This window comes from Brevibacillus sp. JNUCC-41, assembly GCF_014844095.1.
In the GTDB taxonomy this organism is placed as follows: domain Bacteria; phylum Bacillota; class Bacilli; order Bacillales; family DSM-1321; genus Peribacillus; species Peribacillus aracenensis.
In genome coordinates, this window is the sequence record NZ_CP062163.1 from 4,531,818 (window position 1) to 4,555,892 (window position 24,075).

At 37.2% G+C, this 24,075-nt stretch carries 24 protein-coding genes, 1 other RNA gene and 2 pseudogenes; 6 read left to right on the plus strand and 21 right to left on the minus strand.

Going from position 1 to position 24,075, the window contains the following annotated elements; all coding sequences use genetic code 11:
* Positions 1 to 16 precede the first annotated feature (16 nt).
* Entirely contained in the window at positions 17 to 1,459 is a 1,443-nt protein-coding gene (locus JNUCC41_RS21990; protein WP_192204843.1) for an aldehyde dehydrogenase family protein, read from the minus strand.
* 585 nt (positions 1,460 to 2,044) lie between these two features.
* On the opposite strand from JNUCC41_RS21990, the gene JNUCC41_RS21995 reads away from it, so the two are divergent.
* Entirely contained in the window at positions 2,045 to 2,710 is a 666-nt protein-coding gene (locus JNUCC41_RS21995; RefSeq protein WP_192204844.1) for a GntR family transcriptional regulator, read from the plus strand.
* Positions 2,711 to 3,077: 367 nt separating this feature from the next.
* Positions 3,078 to 3,305, plus strand: coding sequence for a hypothetical protein (locus tag JNUCC41_RS22000; RefSeq protein WP_192204845.1), 228 nt, complete (start codon positions 3,078 to 3,080; stop codon positions 3,303 to 3,305).
* A 220-nt stretch (positions 3,306 to 3,525) separates the two neighbouring features.
* Here JNUCC41_RS22000 and JNUCC41_RS22005 read toward each other — a convergent pair whose 3' ends face one another.
* Genes JNUCC41_RS22005 through JNUCC41_RS22015 form a run of 3 tightly spaced genes read right to left on the minus strand, consistent with a single transcriptional unit; the run spans position 3,526 to position 5,268 of the window.
* The gene (locus tag JNUCC41_RS22005; RefSeq protein ID WP_144529302.1) at positions 3,526 to 4,662 is read right to left on the minus strand and encodes a zinc-dependent alcohol dehydrogenase; all 1,137 of its coding nucleotides are present in this window, start codon (positions 4,660 to 4,662) and stop codon (positions 3,526 to 3,528) included.
* A gap of 15 nt (positions 4,663 to 4,677) precedes the next feature.
* Positions 4,678 to 5,040 (minus strand): spore coat protein, encoded by a 363-nt coding sequence (locus tag JNUCC41_RS22010; RefSeq protein ID WP_192204846.1) that lies wholly within the window; start codon positions 5,038 to 5,040, stop codon positions 4,678 to 4,680.
* Positions 5,041 to 5,052: 12 nt separating this feature from the next.
* Complete coding sequence (locus tag JNUCC41_RS22015; protein WP_192204847.1) at positions 5,053 to 5,268, minus strand: spore coat protein; 216 nt, start codon at positions 5,266 to 5,268, stop codon at positions 5,053 to 5,055.
* 188 nt (positions 5,269 to 5,456) lie between these two features.
* Between JNUCC41_RS22015 and JNUCC41_RS22020 the strand changes: the two genes are divergently transcribed.
* Positions 5,457 to 5,660: a hypothetical protein gene (locus tag JNUCC41_RS22020; RefSeq protein WP_192204848.1), complete on the plus strand. Its 204-nt coding sequence runs from the start codon at positions 5,457 to 5,459 to the stop codon at positions 5,658 to 5,660.
* The gene (locus JNUCC41_RS22025) at positions 5,660 to 5,959 is read left to right on the plus strand and encodes a spore coat protein (RefSeq protein ID WP_192204849.1); all 300 of its coding nucleotides are present in this window, start codon (positions 5,660 to 5,662) and stop codon (positions 5,957 to 5,959) included. Before JNUCC41_RS22020 ends, JNUCC41_RS22025 begins: the two co-directional genes overlap by 1 nt.
* A 211-nt stretch (positions 5,960 to 6,170) precedes the next feature.
* Here JNUCC41_RS22025 and JNUCC41_RS26895 read toward each other — a convergent pair whose 3' ends face one another.
* From JNUCC41_RS26895 to JNUCC41_RS22055, 8 genes and pseudogenes are all read right to left on the minus strand, one after another.
* Complete coding sequence (locus JNUCC41_RS26895; protein ID WP_228467411.1) at positions 6,171 to 6,323, minus strand: DUF8096 family protein; 153 nt, start codon at positions 6,321 to 6,323, stop codon at positions 6,171 to 6,173.
* Between the two features lie 106 nt (positions 6,324 to 6,429).
* Positions 6,430 to 7,023, minus strand: a complete 594-nt coding sequence (locus JNUCC41_RS22030; RefSeq protein WP_192204850.1) for a YdeI/OmpD-associated family protein — start codon at positions 7,021 to 7,023, stop codon at positions 6,430 to 6,432.
* A gap of 82 nt (positions 7,024 to 7,105) precedes the next feature.
* Positions 7,106 to 7,498, minus strand: a complete 393-nt coding sequence (locus tag JNUCC41_RS26900; protein ID WP_228467692.1) for an SRPBCC family protein — start codon at positions 7,496 to 7,498, stop codon at positions 7,106 to 7,108.
* Between the two features lie 93 nt (positions 7,499 to 7,591).
* Positions 7,592 to 7,831 (minus strand): annotated as a pseudogene (locus JNUCC41_RS26905) (ArsR/SmtB family transcription factor); the annotation flags it as partial.
* A 903-nt stretch (positions 7,832 to 8,734) separates the two neighbouring features.
* Positions 8,735 to 9,196, minus strand: a complete 462-nt coding sequence (locus JNUCC41_RS22040) for a hypothetical protein (protein ID WP_228467412.1) — start codon at positions 9,194 to 9,196, stop codon at positions 8,735 to 8,737.
* Positions 9,197 to 9,512: 316 nt separating this feature from the next.
* The gene (locus tag JNUCC41_RS22045) at positions 9,513 to 9,833 is read right to left on the minus strand and encodes a hypothetical protein (protein WP_192204852.1); all 321 of its coding nucleotides are present in this window, start codon (positions 9,831 to 9,833) and stop codon (positions 9,513 to 9,515) included.
* Between the two features lie 330 nt (positions 9,834 to 10,163).
* Entirely contained in the window at positions 10,164 to 10,589 is a 426-nt protein-coding gene (locus JNUCC41_RS22050; RefSeq protein WP_192204853.1) for an OsmC family protein, read from the minus strand.
* Positions 10,590 to 11,180: 591 nt separating this feature from the next.
* On the minus strand, positions 11,181 to 12,800 hold the full coding sequence (locus tag JNUCC41_RS22055; RefSeq protein WP_228467413.1) for a family 14 glycosylhydrolase: 1,620 nt from the start codon (positions 12,798 to 12,800) through the stop codon (positions 11,181 to 11,183).
* 626 nt (positions 12,801 to 13,426) lie between these two features.
* Here JNUCC41_RS22055 and JNUCC41_RS22060 point away from each other — a divergent pair.
* Positions 13,427 to 13,969 carry a ribonuclease H-like YkuK family protein gene (locus JNUCC41_RS22060; RefSeq protein ID WP_192204854.1) on the plus strand — a complete coding sequence of 181 codons (543 nt, stop codon included), beginning with the start codon at positions 13,427 to 13,429 and terminating at the stop codon, positions 13,967 to 13,969.
* Between the two features lie 138 nt (positions 13,970 to 14,107).
* Here the strand turns inward: JNUCC41_RS22060 and ssrS are convergent.
* The 4 genes from ssrS to JNUCC41_RS22080 form a co-directional block, all read right to left on the minus strand.
* Positions 14,108 to 14,294: non-coding RNA, 6S RNA (gene ssrS / locus JNUCC41_RS22065), on the minus strand.
* A 339-nt stretch (positions 14,295 to 14,633) separates the two neighbouring features.
* Positions 14,634 to 15,887 (minus strand): MFS transporter, encoded by a 1,254-nt coding sequence (locus JNUCC41_RS22070; RefSeq protein ID WP_228467414.1) that lies wholly within the window; start codon positions 15,885 to 15,887, stop codon positions 14,634 to 14,636.
* Between the two features lie 639 nt (positions 15,888 to 16,526).
* The gene (locus tag JNUCC41_RS22075; protein WP_192204856.1) at positions 16,527 to 17,408 is read right to left on the minus strand and encodes a mechanosensitive ion channel family protein; all 882 of its coding nucleotides are present in this window, start codon (positions 17,406 to 17,408) and stop codon (positions 16,527 to 16,529) included.
* 21 nt (positions 17,409 to 17,429) lie between these two features.
* A complete protein-coding gene (locus tag JNUCC41_RS22080; protein ID WP_228467415.1) occupies positions 17,430 to 17,822 on the minus strand; it encodes a sporulation protein in 393 nt (130 codons plus the stop codon).
* Between the two features lie 652 nt (positions 17,823 to 18,474).
* Between JNUCC41_RS22080 and JNUCC41_RS22085 the strand changes: the two genes are divergently transcribed.
* The gene (locus JNUCC41_RS22085; protein ID WP_192204857.1) at positions 18,475 to 19,008 is read left to right on the plus strand and encodes a DL-endopeptidase inhibitor IseA; all 534 of its coding nucleotides are present in this window, start codon (positions 18,475 to 18,477) and stop codon (positions 19,006 to 19,008) included.
* Between the two features lie 171 nt (positions 19,009 to 19,179).
* Here the strand turns inward: JNUCC41_RS22085 and JNUCC41_RS22090 are convergent, their stop codons facing one another.
* From JNUCC41_RS22090 to JNUCC41_RS22110, 5 genes and pseudogenes are all read right to left on the minus strand, one after another.
* Complete coding sequence (locus JNUCC41_RS22090) at positions 19,180 to 20,169, minus strand: HAAS signaling domain-containing protein (protein ID WP_192204858.1); 990 nt, start codon at positions 20,167 to 20,169, stop codon at positions 19,180 to 19,182.
* Positions 20,156 to 20,503 (minus strand): PadR family transcriptional regulator, encoded by a 348-nt coding sequence (locus JNUCC41_RS22095; protein ID WP_034306796.1) that lies wholly within the window; start codon positions 20,501 to 20,503, stop codon positions 20,156 to 20,158. Before JNUCC41_RS22095 ends, JNUCC41_RS22090 begins: the two co-directional genes overlap by 14 nt.
* A 340-nt stretch (positions 20,504 to 20,843) precedes the next feature.
* A complete protein-coding gene (locus JNUCC41_RS22100) occupies positions 20,844 to 21,839 on the minus strand; it encodes an asparaginase (RefSeq protein WP_192204859.1) in 996 nt (331 codons plus the stop codon).
* Between the two features lie 581 nt (positions 21,840 to 22,420).
* Positions 22,421 to 22,657 (minus strand): annotated as a pseudogene (locus JNUCC41_RS22105) (glutathione-dependent formaldehyde dehydrogenase); the annotation flags it as partial.
* A gap of 162 nt (positions 22,658 to 22,819) precedes the next feature.
* Positions 22,820 to 23,575: a GTP cyclohydrolase II gene (locus tag JNUCC41_RS22110; RefSeq protein WP_192204860.1), complete on the minus strand. Its 756-nt coding sequence runs from the start codon at positions 23,573 to 23,575 to the stop codon at positions 22,820 to 22,822.
* Positions 23,576 to 24,075: the final 500 nt, after the last annotated feature.

The following is a 24,075-nucleotide window of genomic DNA, read 5'->3' on the forward strand; positions in this document are numbered from 1 at the left end:
CCCTTACCTCCAAAGTCTAAAGATTGATGACGACAAGTTTTTCGTCTGTCATCTCTTGCACGGCATAATGCGGTCCTTCTTTGCCAATTCCGCTGTCCTTCACGCCGCCATACGGCATGATGTCAGCACGGTATGTAGAAACATCATTGATGATCACACCGCCAAAATGAAGTTCCTGTGTTGCCCGCATGGCTAAAGTGATATCGGATGTAAATAAACCAACTTGTAAGCCGAACTTCGTATCATTAGCCTGACAGAAAGCCTCCTCGATGCTATCGAAAGGAATGATGCTGATCACCGGTGCGAACACTTCCTGGCAGACTACCTTCATTTCCGGTTTCACATCTATTAATATAGTAGGTTCCAGGATCGATTCCCTCCTTTTTCCTCCATATACCACTTTGGCCCCTAGACGCTCAGCTTCCTGAATCCATTCTTCCGCACGCCTTGCTTCCTTCTCGGAGATCATGGGACCAATGTCCATGGAAGGATCTGCAGGATTTCCGACCTTCAAGCCCTGTGCCACCTTGACTGCCTTCTCCACAAACACATCGCAGATATCTCTATGAACGTAGATGCGCTGCACAGAGATGCAGGCTTGCCCTGCATTCACATACCCCCGCGTGACACAGAGTTCAACTGCTCTGTCTAAATCAGGGACATCCTTGTGAATGATATTTGGGGAGTTATTCCCTAATTCCAAGGTAACCTTACGAATTCCCGTACTGCTCTTAATGTGCCGGCCTACGCCGGGACTCCCTGTAAAAGTGAACATCGCAATTCGTTCATCCTCCAAAAGGTATTGACCTGTTTCCTGCCCAAACCCGTTGACCACATTGAGGAAACCTGCGGGCAATCCAGCTTCGGAAAAGATTTCTGCTATCTTGCATGCAATGAGCGGCGTCATTTCAGCTGGCTTCAACACGATTGCATTTCCCGCTGCCAACGCAGGAGCCACCTTGTGGATGGTGAGATTGAACGGGAAGTTAAACGGGGTGATCGCACCGATAACTCCAACAGGAACCCGGATGGTGAAAGCCATCTTATTGTCGTTTCCAGATTGCCCCAAAGGAACGCCCGTACCGGCAATCCGTTTTGCTTCTTCCGCTGATGCAATCATCGTTTGAATCCCTCTATCGATTTCCCCTCTGGCGTCCTTCAATACTTTACCGACTTCCTTAACCAGAATCATCGCCAGCTCTTCTTTTCTTTCTTTCGCGATTTCCGCTGCACGCATTAAAATCTCGTAGCGTTGATCGGAATCTAGCTTTCTCGTATTAAAGGTTTCCAAGGCATTGGTCACCGCTTCAGAAACAATTTCGCGGGATGCCCTGCCAATCTGGGCAATTTCTTCTTTGTTATATTTGTTCATAACAGCGATTGTATGTTGATCGGATATCCATTGCCCATTTATGAAATGGCCATAAAATGCATTTTTTCTACTAAGCGATATGCTCATTGAAGATTCCCCCTTTGAAAAATTACAATCACATTTTTTCACTTCACAGTTATTTCTGCTAATAGATGGAATAAATTCAATCAGGAAAACACTTAAAGCGCTTTCATTTAAATCTCATGATTTTGTCTGCCTATCAATGCTCTTTCATAAACTGTTTATCATACATTTCAAAAATCATATGTAATCGTTTCCGAAAATATATCACATAATATACAATTATGTAAATATTTAAAATTAAAAATATTCAGTGTATTTTTTATAAATGTTGATATAACAGTATTTTAAACAAAAAATAATAAATATAGATTAAATATTTCATAATTATTTAATGATTTTATATATAATCTCTCCAAAATATATCAAATATCATATATAATTATCGGTAAGGAAGATATATTTTTGCAACTTTCCAACAGACTATTCGGTCTCCTTCCAAACTGTCTATTCTTGATATCAATATGGATTCGCCTTATCTTATTGATAGGGCAAACACGCTGTAAGTTGCTTCAGTTATAATTTAAGTTGTTACATCAATATGCAATAACACTTTTTCTCATAGAATTTTTTCAAGTTAGGGGCATTTCGATGATAAAGGAAAAAGAACGCGGAGAGACAACGGAATATGTATACAATTTATTAAAGGAAAAGATTTTTGAATGGGATTTATCGCCGGGCCAAAAAATCAATATCAGCCATTTAACCCGGGAAATCAACATTAGCGCCATACCTCTCAGAGAAGCATTGTCTCGTCTTAATTCCGAGAACTTGGTCGTTTTGGAACCGAATAAGGGGTATCGTGTCAGTGACATATTAGATGCGGAAAATATGGCGAAAATGTTAGAGGCCCGGATTTTATTGGAGACACATGCGGTCCGGAACATGATTCGCTTAAATAATGTAAGCGTGACGGAAGAAATGGCCGCGCTTACAGATGAGATGTTTTCCACAAACACAGGTGCTTCCAACAAAAAAATACTTGATTTCACTCATTTAGATCAACAATTTCACCATGCCATCATGAAAGCTGGAGGAAACTCGTTTTTATACGAAGCGTATAAAGGCATGCACTGCCATCTTCATATAGGGCGGTTTTATCATGTCAAAGGTGAGATCGACCAAAAAGACGCACCCTCGGAACATATGGAAATCATTGAGGCTATCCGGACAAGGGACGTATATAGGGCCGAGATTGCAATCTCCAGTCATATACAGGATTCCATAGATCGTTTATTGGAGAGGACAAAGAGATAATACTTGGAAGCTATCGAGGATAATCTGCTTCGGATATCAGTCATCGTAACCGCTTTGATCACATTTTATTTTACTTGGATGTTCGGAATATGCAAGTGGTGTAAACAGACATTCCCATCTCAAATGCTTAAAGAAAATTGACAGAAAAACATGTGAAAGATTTATGCACCAAGAAAGAAAACAAGTGTGATCATAGGGGTGAAACCAAAGGCAAAAGAAAAGAAGCCTTTTGATGCTTCTCTTGTTTTGAAAGATGATGGATCGATTGGATTTGAATTTTTTAAAAAAACATTTGCTAGATCAAAATAACGAACTAAAATCCCTATCACAATTGTTAGGGATTTTACTATAAAAGAGTATATGCCGAATGATTCGCAGAATGAATTCACTTACTGCTATAACCTTTTCTGCTTTTGATCTCCAAAGAAAAGAAAAAGTAAATGTGATAAATTCAAACGAAAAAAGTAAAAAAAACAAAAATCCTATAACTAATTTGCCACTTATAGTTTTTGTAGGTCGTGAGTTTTACTTAATGAAAAAAATCTCTTTGAAAAAAGATAGCTTAGAGCACCAAAAAAAAACGATTTTCCCTTAATGTGGGCAAAATCGTCTTTTCTGGTGCTTAATTTGAATAAGGTAAATGTAGCTCTCAAGACAGGGATGTTCACTTTTCTTAAATCTTCTTCTATGCGTATTTCATACAGAAGTAAAAATTACTCCAAAAAATTAAAAAAAGGGTTTGATGCCTTCCCTTCTTACTCATAGTCCATACCCATAGTTGTAAAATCTATTTTTCTAAATGAAAATAACCATCTTTATGGCTTAAGGACCACTTTAATACATCCATCTGTCCTTGTATCAAATACTTCATACCCATGCTTTGCTTGGTCAATTGGAAGTACATGGGTTACAACATCGCCAGGATCTACTTTTCCTTCTGATATTAGTTTATAAAGGTAGGGCATATAAGGAATAACAGGAGCCTGTCCGGTTTTAATATCCACGTTTCTTTGGAAAATATCTCCTAGGGGGAATCCATTATAACGGCCGCCATAAACGCCTGTTATTTGTATGGTTCCTGCCTTACGCACGGCTTGGGACGCAATTACAATCCCTCCCATGGCTCCCCCATGTAATTTAAGACCCGATGCAAGATATTCCATCGGAGTCATTTTGCCGCTCATCCCGGAACAGTCAATAACGATATCTGCACCACCTTTAGTGATTTCTTTAAGGTATTCGCCAGTGTTTTCATATTGTGCAAAATTTACGGTTTCGACTTTATTCGTCCTTTTTGCATGCTCTAAACGATAATCGAGATGGTCGACAGCAATCACCCTTTTCGCCCCTTTAAACCAAGCGAATTTTTGAGTAAGTAGACCTACTGGACCACAGCCTAAAACGATAACCGTATCGCCAGGTTTAACACCTGCGTGATCTACACTCCAGAATGCTGTGGATGCTGCATCAGCGAGCAACACCAATTTTTCATCTTCTACCTCGCAGTTTTCTGGGATTTTGAACGGGGTAAAGTTTCCATAAGGAACACGCATATATTCAGCTTGCCCGCCTGCATACCCGCCAGTTGTTTCTGAGTATCCAAAAAAACCACCCATTTCCCCATGAGGATTTGAATTATCGCACTGACTTGTAAGGTCGTGGTCACAATACCAGCAGCTCCCGCAGCTAACGTTAAAGGGGATAATGACCCGGTCTCCCTTCTTTACCTTAGTTACCCCTGGTCCAACTTCCTCAACAACCCCCATCGGCTCATGACCAATCACATAATCTGTAGGCATATTGGGAATTAATTGATGAATTAAGTGCAAATCGGAGCCGCAAATCGCTGAAGTAGTGATTTTTACGATAATATCATCCGAATTTTTGATGTTAGGGTCTTTAACTTCTTTAACCTGTACATTTTTATTGCCCTGGTAAGTTACGGCTTTCATGATGCTTTTCCTCCTTTATTTATTCGGCGTTGCGAACATGCCGAGTCTGTCAGTATCATTCGGGAAAAGATTCATTCCAGCAATACTAACCGCCATATCGGCTGATTTCAAATCTAATTCCACCTGTTTACCTAAATCGTTCGGATAAAGCCAGCCCTTCCTGATCATTAAATCGGATAACTCACCATGTAAATCAATAGATTGCTCCATTTGCTGGTACAGTGCTTTTCTCAATGCGGGATTCGCTGTTTCTGATAATGCAATACCATAAGTATGAATCCCACTTTTGATAGAGAGTAGAAAATCTAGCGCGAAAGAGGAATCAGCCATTTCCGGCATATGTTCAGCACCTTGAGGATCTAAAAAATCCATTTCCATTTAAATTCCACCTCATTTTTCATAGTTTGTTAGGGCTTCTGTATAAAAACCCTTTAGCTCGTTTATAGCAGCTATGGATTGTTGTACGTCTTTTTCCATTAAAGCTTTTAAGTCATTGTCAAAGCAAATTCCTTGCATTAATTTTGATCTCATTAAACCTATTGTTTTAAAATTTAAAATTTCATGCGTTTCCATGGTTTCATGAAATGCCAAGCTTTCATTTTCCATACGTTCACCTCCCTAATCTATATCACAAAAAATACTTTTCCCAGTTCATCTGTTTGTTATACGGATTATTGACCGATAGGTAGTTTATTTCCCAAAATACACGTTACTTTTGCAAATGATGATGTATAAAAACTTTTGTATTACGAAAGATACAAGAGTGAATTCTCAAAGAAACGGAGTGAAAAATCATGACGGAAAATTTAGGACTGCATGAAACTTTAGAGGCGCACGAAATTTTAACTTTCAAGAGTCTTTGTCTAACAAAGTCCTCTACAATGAGCAGCTTAGTGCAGGATACAGAACTACAAAATATTCTATTAAAAGACATGAGCACTGGGACACAAGATATTCAAAAACTGCAGGAAATCCTGACGAATCGAGGGGAACAGTAATGACGAATTTTTTGCAAAATATGGCGGGTATGAGTGGCATGACTGATCAGGTGATTGCAACGGACTTCTTAATATCCGCAAAATCAGGAATAAGAAATATTACATTTGCCATTACAGAAACAAAATCACCTGAATTGAAAGCAGCCTTAAGAGAACAGCTTCGTGTCGCTGTAGAAAGACACGGAGAGATAAGTAACTATATGATTTCAAAAGGTTACTATCATCCACATGATTTAAGTGAACAATTACAAGTTGATATAAATACAGCAAATACAGCCCTAAACCTTCCTCAACAATAAAGTCAACTCATGGATGTGAAAACAGACAGATAACACAGAGGTACGGGCAAATGGAAAAAAAGCAATGCATTTCTCGAAACTTGAGATACATTGCTTTTTTTAGGGGTATCTTATAGTAAGTTCTTAGCTAAAAGGGGGAATACAGGTAATGTAGATGATCCAATCTATAAGCTGTTGTGTTTTAACTAATTTTACTTCTTTCTTTATAGGGTTAAATCGATTTCTTCATCCCACTCTCTCTGCATTTACGGATATATACGTAGTTCTTAACCGAACATTCAAACTGAGCTTTACCGCAATTGTCACAGCGACCATTAACGATGTCAGGATAATCTTCGTAGTCATAAATAATTATGGTGTCCATTTTTAGATTATTGATTGAGTGGTTACTGCGATCCAAAAAAGAGGTTTGCTGATCGCAAAGTGAGGTAAGGTCTTAAACTTGATTAATATATTTTCTCAACGAATTACTAATCTTTTAATCCCTTTCCATTGAGAATTTTCTGCATGCATTTTTCAACTCTTGATTCTCGAGTTTTGGATTGTTTGGGTTGAGAAAAATGAAGAATGTATGCTCTTTGCCGTCCCGGGGTCAATGCTTCAAAAGCATTTTTCAAAGCAGGGATTTCATCGAATTTATTTTGAAGTTCTTCTGGAACTATGAATTCTGTATTATCTTTAAACTTCACTTCCAAACCGGCTTTTTCAACTTCAATTGCCTCATGGATATAGGCTTTCAGAATGGATTCCGTTGCAACTATTTCTTGAACATTGGTGAACCGAATCTGGCGCGCCCCCTGTACATTCTCCGTTTGTTGGATTAGAATCCCATGGGTATCCTGTAACAAAGCACCTTTGTGAAATAGAAGCGCACAATATTCTTTAAATCCATGGATTAAAACGATGTTTTTTTTCTCAAACGTGTAACAGGGATGCATCCATTTAAATTCTTCGGTCAGGTCACAGTCGAGAACGATATTTCTCAACGTCTCATATTCTTCCTGCCACTTTTTGGATTTACCCAAAAATTCATCAACCTTAGGATTCCTTTTACTATTTGTCATCACGGAACACTCCTCTTTCCGAGCAGTTTGCTTTTTCCTATACGTTAGCTAAATACTAATAAACAGGTTCAAAAGTTTGGTCTTACATTTCCCCTAACACTTTTTTAAGATCTTCGCCCATTTTCGCCCAACCATATTTCGCACCATTGAACGCTTGATCTTCTTTTTCGAATCCTGCTTGATCAAGATGTAAGTAAGTTGTTCCGTCCTCGTGCTTTAATGTCCATGTGACTGTAGTGTTTATCCCACCACCTACCCAAGTGTAGGATAACTTATAAGGTTCCTCCACTTCAAGAACTTCGGAATCTATAATTAAATTCCACTGTTCATTCCGAAACTGGAATTTATGGCCAACTATAGGTTTAATATCATTAGCCATTACCCATTTCGCAAGAGTATTTGCATCTGTTAAGGCGAGCCATACTTTCTCGATCGGGCTCTTAAAATTAAAATCTTGTGATACTGTTAAAGTCATTTTTTGTTCCTCCTGTAATATTTGGTTTAAAAGCAACATTCTTTCGCTCCAGAATCTCTTGTAAAACGATACCCAATCCTCAATTTCTTTCAACGGGGCAGCATTCAGCCGATAACGCGTTTCCCTGCCGACCTTTCTGCTGTTTACGAGACCAACCTCCTTAAGGATTGCCAAATGCTTTGAAACCGCAGTACGACCCATTTCAAAATGAACGGTCATCCCATTGAGCGGCAATTCTTCCACGTCCGCCAACAAACGTAGCAATTTACGTCTTGTTGGGTCAGCGATGGCTACATAAATATCACGATCTTGATTTTTCTCGTTCAAAATCACCCCCCCTTTAATTGGACACCAATTGGTGTCTTTTATTATATGACACTAATTGGTGTCGTGTCAATTTATTATTGACAGGACCGTATTTGTTTTATTCTCCTATCATCAAGGTATAGGTTCCTTTTTTAATTATTTGTTCATAGATTAAGCTTCAAACTTATTAAATCCTTTCACAACTAAGCTGCCCCCATTAGTTAAAGAACATTTCTTCATAAACTAACTTTTTTACATAAATAAACCAATATTGTTAGCTGCCATTTTTAAAATTGAAAATGCTCGTTTTTCGGCAAAAAATCAAAATCCAGAACGGCAGCTTATTAACCGGCCTCAATTTCAGGGGCTCTTGATCATTAGCGAAGGCGATTTGTTATTCCTTAATTCAATAGACAGATTGGGTATAGATTACTATGGTATCATTCGAGCATGGAAGTACATTACTTGAGATTTGAACGCAGAAATTGTGGTACTGAAAATGAGGCACTTTTTGGTAGGAAATCCAGAGGTATGGGTGATACTGAAAAGTTATTGGTGGACCAATTTTTACCTCTGTTTTCATATGTGGCTGAGCAAGAACGTAAAAAAATAGGCATTAAGGAATTGAAGGGGCAAAGAATAACGGAGTGATATACGGTACGACATAAACATGAAGGAATAACGACTTCATTCAGGTATATGAAACCGGAGTATCGCAAATGTCTACAACCCAATAAAGATTACAGGAAAAAACATTAAGAACTCCTAGGCTTGTTTCAAAATCATGCTTCGGGATGGGACCATTTCATCTAATTTTTTACAAAGTTGATTGGAACGGGTGTACGAGACTCCCTCGGGGAAAGCGCGTCCAAAGGAGACCCCACAGGTGCAAATCGCTCCAATCATTTTGCAAACCCTCAATATTGTAAATTATTTTTCTATTTCAAGGCTTTTTAACATTTGCCGTAACGCTCCAAGATGATAAGCCGAGTGGGCAATGGTCGCATTTACATTTGTCAGCCATTTTCCTAAATCGATTGTGTCGATTTCTTCGAGAAGAGTTACATATTCTTTATGTAATCCCTCCCTGATTTCCTCCCATTTTACCTCATCAACATGATGAATGGTCCAGCTTGCGTCCCAATCTTTTTCGAAGTTTGCACCACTGATCATTGTTCGGATCACCCATAAATAATACCGGATGTGGTCAGAATGAGCAGCAATGGTTGATCCATTTATGGAACGCGAAGCATCTTCTGCGGTTAAACCATCAAGTGTACCAAAAACCCCGGTATTCGGTTTCGATTCAGTATAATAGCTCCCTCCATTTCCCGGTCCTTCAAACGTTTCTTTCAAAAGCATTTTTAATGAACTTGCCAACGTCTCGCTCAACTCAATTCCCCCCAAGTGTTTTAATTGACTTCATTACTATATATTACACTAAGACAAATCAATATTCGTTTAAAATTTGTTAAATTAATCCAAAAACATTACGAATTTATAGAATTACTCGCTCAACTGGCAAAAGGTATGAATTTCATTTTACTTTCGGGTACAATCTTATATCGTATTGACGCTGTTCTTAACGTGATAAAAAAATAATAACACCTTAAAAAGACCGTTCCTTTAATAAACAGGAACGGTCTTGATTTATTTATCTGAACATATGATTCAACTCTTAAAAGTATACAATGCTAAGTCTAAAGTTTTAGTAGCTTTTCAAACGTTCCTCCAGGGAAACAACTCTAAACTTTAACTCCTGATTAGAGTCCAAGCACCCTATTACAATTTGGTTATCTTCCGTAATGGTGACATATCTGAAGGTTTCTTCTCCGTGGATCTTTATTTTTGTCTCCAATGTCGTTTCCATTTTTGCAAAAACTTGATCTGTGTATGTAAGCGGAAGAAGATCATCCAATCCTTCTTCAGGGCTGTTGAGCCACTTAAACATGAAATCTTTCAATGAGTATTGTTCAATCATCGATAAATGATTTTTAAAAATTAATTTGTCAATGGTTATCTCTTTCAACTTATCCACTCCTCAATAGTATCTAAAGTTTATATCGATAAACTCCTAACATCAAGGGCATTCCAATGACAAACCATTACATTTTGATTACTTGCTGACTAAATAAACCCTCTCCTTCCGAAAAATGGAGTACTATTACCTGGAAAAGGAATTTTGGAGATGATTTTTTCTTAAGAATACGCCTAGGATTAACATGTAGAGGGATCATTTTCTGAGTTTTGAATGTTTTGGTATAGATGATTCCTTGAACAAGGATGTCAATACCAGTCGAAAACAGCCTCCATTTGCTTATGAAATGAAGGCTGTACTTTTAAATGAAAAATGTATAAATTATAATTCTTGTTTTCCTTTTACACCATTTATCGAATAGCTGATTTTAATGTTGGCATTTAATGAATGATATACTGAACAGTACGTATTTTTGGATAATTGAATGGCACGGACCACTTTATCTTCAGGCATATCACCCTCCAATAAATAATGGATATGAAAATCGGTAAATCGCTTAGGATGATTTTCTGATCGTGCCCCTTCTATTTCTATTTGAAAGGACTTTGTTTCAAATCGCATTTTTTTTAAAATCATTACAATATCAATGCCTGTGCACCCGGCAAGAGAATGCAAAAGTAACTCAGTGGGTCTTGCTCCGCTATTTTTTCCTCCTACATCTTCGGATGCATCCATCTTTATTTCATGTCCCGACGGAGTTGTGCCAGAAAAGGCCATTTCCCCTGTCCATGTAATCATTGTCTTCATTTATTTCAATTCCTCCCTTTCTTGTTGTTTGGTTCAAAAATTGTCCGCTTGTTTTATTTAATGTAAGTACAGATCATTTAAGACTTAAAATAATATTCCCTCAAATATTGCGGTCAGTGCTAATGATCCTAACTTGTGATGACTTTCCATTCCTTATATTCTTTCCACAAGTCCTACATAGTTAGTCATTCTGTAAAATTCAGGCACTTGCTTTCCGAGTGCGGTCTTTCGCCTGTGGAGTCTTCCTTGGAGTAAATAATATTCCCGCAGGAGTTTCGAACACCCGCTCCGATCAACTTTATATTAAAAATTCTCTCACAACCATGTTCTAAAGATAAACTTAGTTATCATTCTTGTTTTTTTACTAATTTAAATGGATGAAACCTTTAATAGATTGAAGAAAGTTGCGACACTCCTGCCGAAAAAACTGGCTAGCCGAGACCCCGCAGACGCTTTGCGGCAAGGAGGCTTAGCTGACAGTCGGCGGAAAGGGAGTGGATTTCTGAAATCAACTGCAATATTTTTTTGAGAGTTTTAAATATTTAGATAGAAACCGTTAGGCTTGCAAAATGAAAGACACCATTTCTTCATCTACCATGAAGTTTTATAGTTTCCTCCTCCATTCAAAGGAGTTTTATACCTATTATTTTCCCCATCTTGCCAAGTAATATGGCCATTTTCATCTTTCAGGACGAACTTGAATTCATAAAATCGATCTGCGGCTAAACGAAATGTTCCACTCCAGCTGCCTTCAGTGCTTTGAGTGAGTTCATATTCGTAATCTTCAGGATTCCACCTGCCAATTTCGCCTCTATCCCCAATTAAGTAAACTCCATGTGTGGGAGGTACATTTTCAACTGTGAATGTAACTGGAATCGACATGCCTTTCAATTTATCAGCCATCATCCTGAACTCATTTGTTGGTTTTCCTTCATCGTCGAATAAATAGGACATCCTTAGCAAGGTAAATCCATCAAAATCATGGTTAAAAACCATTTCTGCTATATTGTCAAATCCCCCTTCATTGTTGATAAGCGGGAGTGCGTTTTCCCCATTCAAAGAAATTCCTTTTTCATTGGCCAATGAGGCGATATGGGTAACCAACGTTTTAGGTGCGCTATAGGATGGTGCAGTATGTGCGTCTTGATCTCCCATTTCCAAACAGGTGAACGTGAGGGCCATATTCGATTTCTTAAACTGATTCAATAATTGGGAGTAGTTATAGTACCCTGCACTATACTCTGCTGAATGCGGCAGTACTGGATCATTCATTTTCCAATGTACTCCTGAGATTTTAGCTCCAATTGGCACGCCAAAGACTGCATCAAAATGTTTATGGGCGAATTTAGAGATTTTTGCAAGATGCTTTTCGAGTGCTCCTTGATACCACTGCATAAAGTCGTATCCAAATTGTGTATCGATTGCTCCGCCCCTGGTGAAAAATTTATCCCCGTTTCCTGGCGGCTGTATCTCATTCCAGTTTTTATACGTTTTTCCCCACGCACCATTTAATTTTTTTATCGTTGAATATTTTTCCCTCATGGTAAGCCTGAAGTCCCGTTTCGCTCCTTCTGTATAAACTTGAAGCTGTCCCCTTTCAGGATAATCCCAGCCATCAGCATTTTGATAGGAGGGATATCGTAGTTCCCCAGCTGGTCCTGCACTTAAATATATTTTAGCTATTAAATCCTTCTTATCAGCAAAGTTCTCTGCAAAGGATTTATATAATTCGTTGTACTGATCGGCTGTACCTTCCCACCAAGGAGCAAGTACCTCCTTATTCCAGAAACCACTTTCACTCTTGAATGCCATGTTTTCTAGAGTGTCTTTATTCCAGAGCCAACTCGGGATGGAATAGTTACAATCATCCCCCACATTACCGCCGCATTGATGTGTAGACAAAATGGGCACCCATTTTAAACCGGAAGCTTTCACAGTTTCCGCATATTTTTTATAATAGGACCAATCAAACTGATTATCTTTTTTACTCTCGACTAATCCCCACCAAATATCTGTCGTTATTGCATAAACTCCATTTTCCTTCAACTGAGTTAACTGTGCCTCAAATTCCTCCCAATTTGTTATTTCGCCCAATGGGGCCATTACATAAAGCTTGTAATCTGGTTTTACTTCCGCTGATCCAGGTGAAGTACTTGATAAGGGAACAAAATACAGCATAAAGGTAAAAACGCCAACAGATAATTTGTTCATAAAAATGCCAACCCTTCCCCAATAACTTTATTCATTTGTGCATCATTGAAATCGTTTACATTCACTTCGATTGATAAAGGTATTCCTTTACTGAAAATTATATTTGTTTTGGAAATATTTATCAATTAATCCGTCAGGGGAATTTAGTTCAAAGCTCCGGAAAGAAAAAATGGATAGTCTAAGAGACTATCCATAGCAGCGGGCCATCTATATTTTTATAAAACAATATAAACACTATCATCTTCTATGGTTGAGTTTGTTTACAGAGTTTAATTTGTCCATTAATTTTCGCTTTCAGCAGGCGGTCCGCCCTCGGAGCCATTGTGCCTGCGGGGTGTCTCCATTGGACGTGCCTTTATTAGCAGGAGTTTCGTACACCCGCTCCAATCAACTTTGTTTTAACATTAGGGTAGAACACCTTTTGCCTAGAGTCTTTTTGTTTAAAATAGAACAATTAAAACTTGAGGTGATAGCTATTCAGCGAGATTACCTTTTGTTGACTGCATTCTATAGGTGCCGGTACTTCCAACCGCACGAAACAATGACCCCCTTCATATGATGTGTTATGAGCGGCATGAGATAATTAATAATTTGATTATATCCGGGGAAAGGTTGGGTGCAATAATATGACGCAATATCCATTTCATAACATTCCATTTCAAAACCTTCAGAAAAAAGACATGTCATTTGAAGATGTATTTGTTCATATTGTTGAGTTCATGAAATTAAATCCTTCCGGTGATTATCGATTAATGGTCGGTACAGATTCGCAAGTACATAAAAAGCACACGGTTTTCATTACAGGCATCGTAATACGGCAGGTCGGAAATGGTGTTTGGGGTTGTATAAGAAAAGTGATGATTCCTAGAAGGATGCTGCATTTGCATGAACGAATTTCACAAGAATTGTCGTTAACAGAGGAGATCGTATCATTGTTTACGGAAGAAAGAAAAAATCAATTAATCGATATTGTACTGCCTGCCGTATATCAAGGGGCAACGTTCACAATGGAAGGGCATATTGATATCGGGATTGGGAAGCGGAACAAAACCAGTGAATTTGTAAAAGAAATGGTAGCCAGGATGGAATCCATGGGCGTGGAACCGAAAATCAAACCCAATGCTTTCGTCGCTTCAAGTTATGCCAACCGGTATACAAAGCAAGAGTAAACATTTAATAAGCAAGAGTTATCAACATTGTTTTTTAGGCTGATCAAAATGAAAATTTCAAAAAAAATGGATAATCATTACAAATTGAAAAACAGCAAAAAACCGGCCTCAGAACGAGACCGGTTTGGACATTTAAAGATATAAGCCGCCATTGCCGTATTCAGTAAGAAAGTTTTAAACCACCACTCCTCAAAGTGGGTGTTTGCAGAAAAAATCCTGTTGTCCAAGTCAGTGACGAGGCATAACATTCCTGATTCAATATAAAACTCCCTATTACAGCTTAAAGGTTAAAACTTTATTATCAATACGAACAGTACAGCTTGTATTGATATAATACCTGAATTCCTAGTAAGTTACAATGTTAATATTCACCATATGAATCGCCTATGGCTGTAGAGGAAAAGACGCCCTAAAAGCATTCGTTAGACTCAAACTATTGATCAAAATAATCGATAAAATCTACTTATTCACCTGACTTTTGAAAATTAAATGCATAAGTACCAATAAGTCCATTTTTAGCATTTACCAGTACTCTAAAAATAATTGTAAATCCAGTTTTTATCAGATGTAATAACAGTCAGAAGAAAAAATAAAGAAAAGCAGCCAAATTGGCTGCTTTTCTTATGGCTATAGCTGTATTTAGGTGTTTGCAAACTCAAGATAATTACGATTGAATTTCCAGGGGTTTTGTTTCAGCCTTTTGATTGTACAATGGCAAAATGAAAAACATCCCTAGAATAAAAAAGAAAGCGGCTGTTTCAAATATGGCGAGGAGTGAAAATTGCTCTTTCAGGACGCCTGCTGCACTCATGGTCAACACCATCGACCCAGTGAATAACGGGCTTAAGATTCCATTGACCCTTCCGATGAACTCGCCTTCGGTCCTCTGTAATATCAATGTATTGATCCCGATTTGAATACAAGGCAGCATTAGCCCATTAAAGAACTCGGCTGTAAGTGTAACCCAAAGATTTGTTGAAAGCCCCATTACCGCTAATCCAATGGCATTCACAAGCATTCCTAAAGCTAATAATCTTTGAGGTGCCACCTTTTTGGCGAAAATCATCACACCGGCTCCACCTAAAATCATGCCAAACCCATTTACCATAAATAACCATTGTAGATTTTCCTTAGGCAGTTCCAGTTGTTCTGTAACAAGAAATATTGAGAGCGGCTGAATGAAACCAAGTCCGAGCCCGGCTGCCAAAAAACATAAACCAAGCAAACTTAGTTCCTTTTTTCGCAACACATACCTCACTCCGCTTTTCATTTCCTGCCATATCGTTGTTTTTGCGGTCTCTTCATCCAGTTTAAAATCTTTTGGAAGAAAGGCGAGGGCACCAGCTGAAAGTAAAAACGCCAGGCCAGTAATCGCAATTGAAATATTTATCCCGAATGATTGGAAGGCGAATGTACCGAGAATCGGACCTAAAACCATAAATACTGCAAAGACGGTCTGATAAACAGACATCCCTGTCTGAATTTGACTTTCTGGCAAATGCATCTTAAATAGCTTCATGCCTGATGGCTGAGAAAACTGAGAAAGAATCGCCGAAATCAAAGTTGCGAAGAATACCATTTTCCAACTGCCGAAGATAAGCGAGATAAGCACCGCAAATACGGATATTGCACTTAATATATCACACCAAACCATCGTTTTTTTTGGACTCCAGCGGTCAGCAAACGTCCCTCCAATAAATGAAAAAATAAAAATGGGCGCGAATTCCGCTACTGATATCATGGAGATGGCAAAGGCATTCCCGTTTGTCTTTTCCATGACGAATAATAAAACTGCAAAATTCCGTACCCATATCCCTATTTGTAAAAACAAGCCTGATAAGATAATGGCCCGGAATACACGATTTTTAAATATGTTAGGCTCTTTATTACTCAATGTTACGGATGTATGTTTCCCCAATATAAAAACCTCCTGTGAGATTTCTGGACAGGAGGCAGTACAATACAAAATTAACAGAGCAAAATATCCCTAATGGACGGAACACAATGATCTTTGTTTGTATTTTAATGTACAGACTAATCCTATCCAGAAAAAAGTTCGTATTTAGCACGTATTTTTTTCTTGAAGAATAGGATTAAATGATCATTGTTTAAAGGTCACCCTTCCATTTTATGTTAATTCCATAATAATCTATTTAATCTGATAAATCAAGGTAAAATCCATAAATATAACCTATTTTTTGGGCAGGTTTTTTCGACGTATTGTATAAAAAATGGACTTCCTTTAAAAGAAAGCCCAGACTGTAGACAAACTTGAAGATAAGCGAGTTTGCCTGCGTTTTTTAAAACAAAAAAAGTTCCATTTGTTTTCAGAAATCAGCTCCCTTTCCGCCGACTGTCTGCCAAGCCCCCCAGCGGTTAATGCTTAGAGGACGGACCGCCCACGGAAAGCAAGTTCTCTACGTTCCAATCAACTTTCATCGACTTCCTTTAAAAGAAAGCACTTTAATATCCATAAGTTAAAATGAATACTGTTAGTAATGCTTCTGCCCTCTGTTATCTTCTCCACCAATTTTTCATGACCTATCCCTTCTTCTTTTCAGTTCTCCAAAATACGTTCATGATTAGGATTGCCTTGAACGAGCAAATGGGCAGAAGGCATTATAATTTGATGCTCATATAAAGCAGTCATCATTTCAAACCTCACACTTCTCGCTGTTTCAAAGTAATGTTCAGGATTAACAAGTCCCACTAAGCATAGTTCATAACCAACATATTTAAGATTCGGATTTAAATCAGTAATGCCAATATATCTAAAATCCTCTTCAGGTGTACCATCCTCTAGCCTTAGAAGTGTTTCACCATACTTCTCATTACAGATATGGCATATATCTTCCAACAGCCGTTTTACCTTTTCAGGATTTTCTTGGTAACTTACAGTAACGCGTTCAATGATTCGCATTTTCCCTTTATTGAAATTTTGAATCGTCCTGATTTCACTATGTGGGATTGTCAGTAGTTTTCCTGACCATTCCCTGATCTGCATGAACCGGATACCGATTTCCTCAATCGTCCCAGAGCTTGTCCCATTGAATGTCACAAAATTCCCCACTCGAAATTCATTATCTGAAAGCCTTACGAATCCCAATAAGATATCCTTAAGCATCTGCTGAGCGGCAAATCCGATTACGACCCCTAAAATCCCAGCTCCAGCTAAAATTCCTTTTAGGTCTATAAACTGTCCAATCAAATATATAAGGAAAAGCGCGGAAATGCCGTACCTAAGAGAAGAACGAGTAACCCCCTGTATCGTTTTTTCGACTTCCTCATCAAAAAAATTGGACCTTTTAAAGAACCATTCAACCATTTTATTCAAAATATAATAAACCGCCAATAACAGTAAAGCTAATATAAAAAGCCTCAATAAAAGAAATTCTTCCAAATAATCTATGGCAAGCTCAGTAAATTTCAAGATATTCATGTTCCCACCTCCATTTCCACTTTATTCAGAATCGATGAAAATCCAGTCATCATCCTTGCCTATTATCCCTTTATCCAGTATCAGTCTCGTTTTAAGACGATAAGAAACCCCTTGCTTATAAGGGTCCTTCAATATAGGCAGACAAAAGTTAAAAGGAATTTCATTGCTTTCCCCTGAATTTATCTCTCTTGAAGACAAAATGGTGCTCGTTTTAAGGATTTCGTCAATTCCGGTAGAATGAGTATCCATAATTAAATCACATTCTATCCTCCTTATTCTTTGCGCAAGGGTACCACCCTTAATCAAGAAATATCCATTTATGCATTCACCAGATTTATACGTGTTTTTCGGAAGGATTAAATCTATTTGTGCTGAACCTATCCCTAAAAGTAATAAAGATTTTCTAAGTATCAAAGAATACACTCCATTTTTATATTTATTTGTAATTCTACATCCCCAATATATTTATACATTTCCTAAAAGGCTGCATGATCCTGCACAAAAAAACCTTTACCATTTTGGTAAAGGTTTACTGAAAAATAAATAGACCTTTACCAATAGGTAAGGTCTGGCTAACAACAATATGCTGCCAACAACACCGAGAGCAAAAAGCTCCGTAATGACGACATTGTTGTAAAAGCTACTCCCCTTTGGAGAATGTATTCAAGTATATAATTTATAATACGGTAGGACTTGAAAGTTTGTCAAATCTTTATATTTTATTACTTTCGGGCTCTGCCCGGGAAATTCGGATTCTTTGTACATATCTTGATATTAATGAAAATATAATGGATTAACTTGTCCCGCTATTGGAAAAAAATTCACTGCTGGGTTTTAAATAGGCCAGTTGGTGGAATAAGTATGTAACAGCCAAGTCCTTTCCTTACAAATGGGATTTCAAAAAGAATAAAGTGAACAAACTATGTATATATAAAAATTTTATTTAAAAATTAACAAGATTTCTCTTTTACTTATGCCGATCATGTTGTAATATAAATGTAACAATTGTAATGTTAATTACACTTTCGTTACATAAGTATCCTATTAGGGATTGGGGAGATATAATATGAAAAAATTTTCAGGTGTGCTATTATCCATTATCATTTTATTTTTCACATTAAGTGGTCAGGTTACCGCTAAAACGACATCACAGAATTTGTCTGACGCAAATGCATTAAAAATAGCCGATAATGCCAGCAAACATTTTTGGAATGCTTTACATGGTTACAAAGCCCGTTCATGTTCACAAAAAACTTTCAATTATAAAGGGACAGAGTATTCATACCTTTGCCAAGAGTTTAATACAAAAGATAAATTGACTACCTACTTAGCAGAGACATTTACTAATAATGCAGTTGAAAAAGGGCTGAACAAATATAGTTATATTACACATAAAGGGAAATTAGCCCGTCCAATCGGAGACGGCGACAGCATGTTAGAGTGGAGAAAAGCAAAAATTAAATTGGTCTATCAAAAAACCAATGTTAGATCCTACAATTTAACTGTACCTACAGTCGACGGTGACTCAGTAAAAAGAACAGTTACCTTTTATAAGTCCGGATCCACTTGGAAAGTTAATCAGTTCGATGCAGTTCAATAAAAAAAATGTAACACCTCATATGCTGTATAGTTAGTTAAAAACTATATTTCATATGAGGTGTTTTTCTGTTTTCAGTTGTAAATTGAGAAATAATAATCTTACAGACTTGTTATAAGCTCACTTTTCACTTCAAGGAACTTTCAAACAAAAAACACAGCTGGATGCTGTGCCTTAACGGATTTTTGCCTTACGGAAGCCTTGATAGGAATCGTAGACGGCAAAAAAGATGGAGATGAGTATGAGACCCCAGTAGATCGAGGTTTTCCATTCATCGATTGAAAATAGTGTTCTTTGGTACGCAGTGAATTCCGGGTTCAATAAATCAGGATTACTGATGATGATGATGAAAGTCAGAGTGGATAACAGTTGGTATATGGCATGAAATAAAGCTAGTTTCAGGGTCCATCGCCTTAAAAATAATTTATAAATCGCCAAGATCACCCCAATGATGACGACGCCTGAAACCAGCAGCCAATAGGAATTCAATACTTCTTGATTGAAAGAAGGTGTCACGAAAATGAGACTGCCATTTCTTTTTTCATAGACTCCTAAGAGGTTTGCTGCATTGAAATAAAGGGCCACGAAGACAGAAAGACCTAACAAACTCGCAAAAATCTCGATCATAGGAACCGCTTTTTTCTTTGAAATGTTCGGAATATCTTTTAGGTTTTCCGGTGTCCATGGTTTCAAGTCTTTTGTTAAAGGCGACTGGTCTTTTGACGTATCCACGCGTTCTAAAATGGCAAATGAAATCGTTAACCAGAAAAACACTTGGATACCTGTACTGATGATACCCGCAATCCCTTTCCCGATTATTATTAAAATTGCGTCCACAACCGTATTCTCCATATCTCGAAAAGGGTTATCCCCTATTAATCCGATCAATGAAATGACTGCAGCGATTGGTATAATCATTTTCAACAGACAGATATAAACATCAAAATAACGCGGTCCAATCAGATGCATCGGCCGATCGCGATAACGACTTGCCAGTGTAACAGGATCTCCTAATTTTAAAAGAACGGCTTTCACGTCTTGCTCCGTATGATCCGCCGGAAGCATATCTTCGATTGTAGATTGAAGCTCAAGAGCAATATCCTCCCGGCTTTTTTCTGGCAGCCTGCGGGTCACTTCCTGAATATAAAGTTCAATCAGCTCCATCTTCTCCCTCTCCTTTTAATAATATATAAAGCTCTTGAGAAGTTTTTTCCCATTCTTCCTTTAACTGAGTGAATATTTCTCCCCCATAATCGCTTAAAGAATAGTACTTGCGCGGTCTACTTTCAGAAGTATCCCAGCTGCTGGTGACCAATTCTTGTTTTTCCAGGCGGCGAAGCAAAGGATATAAAGTACTTTGATCAATGGTAATTCCCGACTTCTCTAAACGCTGGACAAGCGAGTACCCATACTGAGGGGTTTTGAGCTGACTTAGAACAGCTAACGTCAAAGTGCCTCTGCGCAACTCAGTGGTTAATGAATTCAGTAAAGTGCTCATCCAATCACCTCTTCTCTATACTATGTGACGTACACCATACCTTATACTATGCATCATACACTATTTTAGTTCTAACAACACCATAAAAATGAAAATATATTTTATTTAAAGCATAAAAAAGAGAAGCGTTTCACGCCTCTCGTTTTCCTTCATTAATATGACACAAGAATAACCCTTATTATCAAGGAACTAGCATATCAAGCAATTGCTGCAGTTCCCTCACTGGTACTTGTTTTTTTCACTGTAAAAAAAGATTAACTTCATCAACTGATGAAGTCTGTCCAAAGTCAGGAGTTTATAGCCCCCAAATATTTGAGTTGATAGACTAATTAGCAGGATTTCAAAAATATAATGAAATATCTGCTGCAATTGTTGTTTCCATCATTTCTTTTACCTTTTTGGGATCTGTTGTTTTTCCTAGCACCCACATTAATTTCGGTACGATTGCTTCTGTGTTCATATTTTTAGAACGTACTACACGATCATGGTCAATTTTCCGACCAACTTCATATATACCCATGTCTTCTCCTTCTTCTAGACATTGAGTCGTAATGACAACCGATACACCGTGCTCTGTTAATTCAATTAATTTCTCTAAAATGTTGCGCACTTGAAAAGGAATACCACCACTTCCATAGCTTTCCACAACCACTCCTTTATACAAACCTTTTAGGCAGTCAAAAAATTCTGGTTTTATCCCAGGATGTAATTTCACAACCGCCACATCTGTACAAAGTGACGTATCTAATTGAATGTGTTTCTTTTTAGGGATTTTAATGGATTTATTATATTCAATATAGTCATCATGTATCGATGCTACATACGGATAATTAATACTTTCAAAGGCATCATAGCTTTTCGTTCTAAGTTTAATCGCTCTTGTCCCTTGAATGACTTTGCCGTCAAATACAATATATACCCCACCTATTTCTTCACAAGCAAAACGAATGGCATCTGAAATGTTTCGTTTTGCATCTGTTTTACTATACGAAATAGGGATTTGCGAACCTGTAATCACAATCGGTTTTGATGCATCTTGTAACATATAAGAAAGTGCAGCTGAGGTGTAAGCCATTGTATCGGTGCCATGCGTAATAATGAAGCCATCGTACAGACCGTAGTGTTCATAAATAACATTCGCCAAGTCTATCCAAAACTCTGGTTGCATGTTGGTGCTATCAATGTTCATTAACTCCCTCGTATCAATACGGCAACGTACATTTAATTCAGGTATGTAACTTAATAAATCATCGGCATGCAGTTCAGGCGCAAGTCCGTTTTCTCCTTCAAGTGAAGCTACTGTTCCACCAGTCGTAATCAACATTAATTTTTTCAATGATAATGACTCCCCCATCAATATGTTTTTCAAAGAAAGTATTCATTTCGCATTCAATATTCAATTCGCGTACTTTCATGTTATTATAGTTACAAAAATATAATAATTCAAGATGAAAATATTCTATTTTGTACACTTTATCCAATTTTTGAAGCAACAGAATGTTTTTTCCTTCCTTAATTTAGCTGAGTTATTTTACAAATAATGAATTTTTTCCACTAAGATCTTCATTACAACTTTGATATTTAAGCCTAATACCATTTACGTATTTAAATATTTTTAAAGAAAATATTATAGTTTTTTTCTAAATGTTTTTATATACAGGACAATTGATTTTATCCCATCTCGGAAAATAAAACGCCTGTCCAGAATAAAAAACATACAGTATTCTTAAAGCTATCACGCAAAAAAAACGATTCATCAATCTAAGAATCGCATTTGTTCTATTTAACTATTTTTAATTCAACTAAACGGCCCCTTTAGTTCCTAAAGAAAAAACTGCCTTAAAGACTTTTCTGATTTCATTTTAAAAAATTTCCATAACAGAGACATACTCTTTGTAATGCCATGCTTCCAGAGGATCATGGTTTTAGAACGACTTTTATACAATCATCCTCACGATTATTAAAAATTTGATAACCATGACATGCGTCTTCAAGGGACATTTTGTGTGTGATAATTTCCCTTGGGTCAAATTCATTATTTATTATTTTTTTAAACAATTCTGGCATTAAATAAATGACTGGAGCTTGTCCCATTTTAAGATTAATATTCCTTACCCAAAATGCAGTCATTTGCACTGTCCCATACTTACGGACAATAAAGCACATAAAAGCTGCCAAAAAAGTGCTTCAGAAATAGCGGTCATGTCTAGCTTTCCAAATAAACAATCTACATTAATAAAGTCAATGAAGTATATTATTTTTTCTATATGATTTAGGATATAAGCCCAGATCAATTATAGGCGTAGCAGGATGAGATTAGTCATTTGGACAAATCCTCTCTTCCTCTAAATGGCCTGAACGTTTTATCTTTGTCTGGAGATAATTCTCATTAAACTCTGAAATATCTCCCCATAAAGGCTTTCTACCTGCAACCTCCAAACCAGCGTTTTTCAATGCTTCCAACTTTTTTGGGTTATTGGTTATAAGTGTAACCGGTTTGGATCTTAGTGCTTTCAATACTAATATCGCGTCATTATAGTTTCTGGAATCATCAACAAAACCCAGTTTTTTATTAGCATCAACTGTATCATAGCCATTTTCCTGAAGGATATATGCCAGTGCCTTACTAAAGAGGCCAATTCCTCTTCCTTCATGATTGGCTAGATAAAACAACGCACCCGTACCGTGTTCTACTATCATTTTCATGGATTTTTTCAATTGATAACCGCAGTCGCATCTCTTACTGCCAAAAATGTCTCCTGTATGACAAATGGAATGCATTCTGATAAAGGCATCATCACTATATGAAAAGTCACCATATACTAACACACTTGATTGCTGCAATTCAGCTAAATTAACAGAAGATAATTTCTCAATAATTCTCTCATAGTTTTCTGTTACCTCGTCACAATTTAGCCAACAATACCAATTGAACACTACCGTCTCCCCATATAAGTTAACTGGTAGTCGAATGGGACCAACTAAATAAATGGCCTTTTTATCTATTTTAATTAACCGGATTTTATCTTCTATAGCTGAAAGAACCTTCGAATCAAACTTTGTTTGGGTCATAAGTTTCACTCCTTTTTTGAGTTAGTTTAAGCATCGATTCATAATTTATCCCAATAGAATTTTCGCAGCTTTCAAGCTTGTCAATTTGAATAATTAACATACTTCTTCTTATTTTCATATGTACACCTATACTATTGTGTATTGTATGTTTTGTTCGTCAGTAATTAAATAAATAGGGTAGTACCTGTCTTAAATCAATTACAATGAATTTTGAAAGGGTGTTAAAGATAGGAATTCAATTAGCATTTGATTAGCAAAGCTAGTTCATTTACTATACTCATTCACCTTCTTTGAAATAATCTGCCCCGATAGTTGCAAAAAGAAAAAGCTGCCTTAAAGACAGCTCCGAACTACAGCTAACGTACCCGTTTGTTCACTAGGAAAGGCCTCGTCACCAATTTTATAAAAAGCCACATTTAACTAAAAAGAATTCTTATAAACCTTGAGGACTGACCTCCTAAGCTAATCATTTATTTCGAACCAATCAAAAAGTAACTAAT

Bases quoted from the DNA above. Each gene is read 5' to 3' on its own strand.
- JNUCC41_RS22020 (WP_192204848.1), top strand. From the start codon at position 5,457: ATGACGGAAAATTTAGGACTGCATGAAACTTTAGAGGCGCACGAAATT.
- JNUCC41_RS22015 (WP_192204847.1), bottom strand. From the start codon at position 5,268: ATGGAAAATGAAAGCTTGGCATTTCATGAAACCATGGAAACGCATGAA.
- JNUCC41_RS21990 (WP_192204843.1), bottom strand. From the start codon at position 1,459: ATGAGCATATCGCTTAGTAGAAAAAATGCATTTTATGGCCATTTCATA.
- JNUCC41_RS22090 (WP_192204858.1), bottom strand. From the start codon at position 20,169: ATGGAGCTGATTGAACTTTATATTCAGGAAGTGACCCGCAGGCTGCCA.
- JNUCC41_RS22000 (WP_192204845.1), top strand. From the start codon at position 3,078: ATGATTCGCAGAATGAATTCACTTACTGCTATAACCTTTTCTGCTTTT.
- JNUCC41_RS22010 (WP_192204846.1), bottom strand. From the start codon at position 5,040: ATGGAAATGGATTTTTTAGATCCTCAAGGTGCTGAACATATGCCGGAA.
- JNUCC41_RS22005 (WP_144529302.1), bottom strand. From the start codon at position 4,662: ATGAAAGCCGTAACTTACCAGGGCAATAAAAATGTACAGGTTAAAGAA.
- JNUCC41_RS26895 (WP_228467411.1), bottom strand. From the start codon at position 6,323: ATGGACACCATAATTATTTATGACTACGAAGATTATCCTGACATCGTT.
- JNUCC41_RS22055 (WP_228467413.1), bottom strand. From the start codon at position 12,800: ATGAACAAATTATCTGTTGGCGTTTTTACCTTTATGCTGTATTTTGTT.
- JNUCC41_RS22110 (WP_192204860.1), bottom strand. From the start codon at position 23,575: ATGACCCAAACAAAGTTTGATTCGAAGGTTCTTTCAGCTATAGAAGAT.
- JNUCC41_RS22095 (WP_034306796.1), bottom strand. From the start codon at position 20,503: ATGAGCACTTTACTGAATTCATTAACCACTGAGTTGCGCAGAGGCACT.
- JNUCC41_RS22050 (WP_192204853.1), bottom strand. From the start codon at position 10,589: ATGAAGACAATGATTACATGGACAGGGGAAATGGCCTTTTCTGGCACA.
- JNUCC41_RS22025 (WP_192204849.1), top strand. From the start codon at position 5,660: ATGACGAATTTTTTGCAAAATATGGCGGGTATGAGTGGCATGACTGAT.
- JNUCC41_RS26900 (WP_228467692.1), bottom strand. From the start codon at position 7,498: ATGACTTTAACAGTATCACAAGATTTTAATTTTAAGAGCCCGATCGAG.
- JNUCC41_RS21995 (WP_192204844.1), top strand. From the start codon at position 2,045: ATGATAAAGGAAAAAGAACGCGGAGAGACAACGGAATATGTATACAAT.
- JNUCC41_RS22085 (WP_192204857.1), top strand. From the start codon at position 18,475: ATGAAAAAATTTTCAGGTGTGCTATTATCCATTATCATTTTATTTTTC.
- JNUCC41_RS22060 (WP_192204854.1), top strand. From the start codon at position 13,427: ATGACGCAATATCCATTTCATAACATTCCATTTCAAAACCTTCAGAAA.
- JNUCC41_RS22030 (WP_192204850.1), bottom strand. From the start codon at position 7,023: ATGACAAATAGTAAAAGGAATCCTAAGGTTGATGAATTTTTGGGTAAA.
- JNUCC41_RS22075 (WP_192204856.1), bottom strand. From the start codon at position 17,408: ATGAATATCTTGAAATTTACTGAGCTTGCCATAGATTATTTGGAAGAA.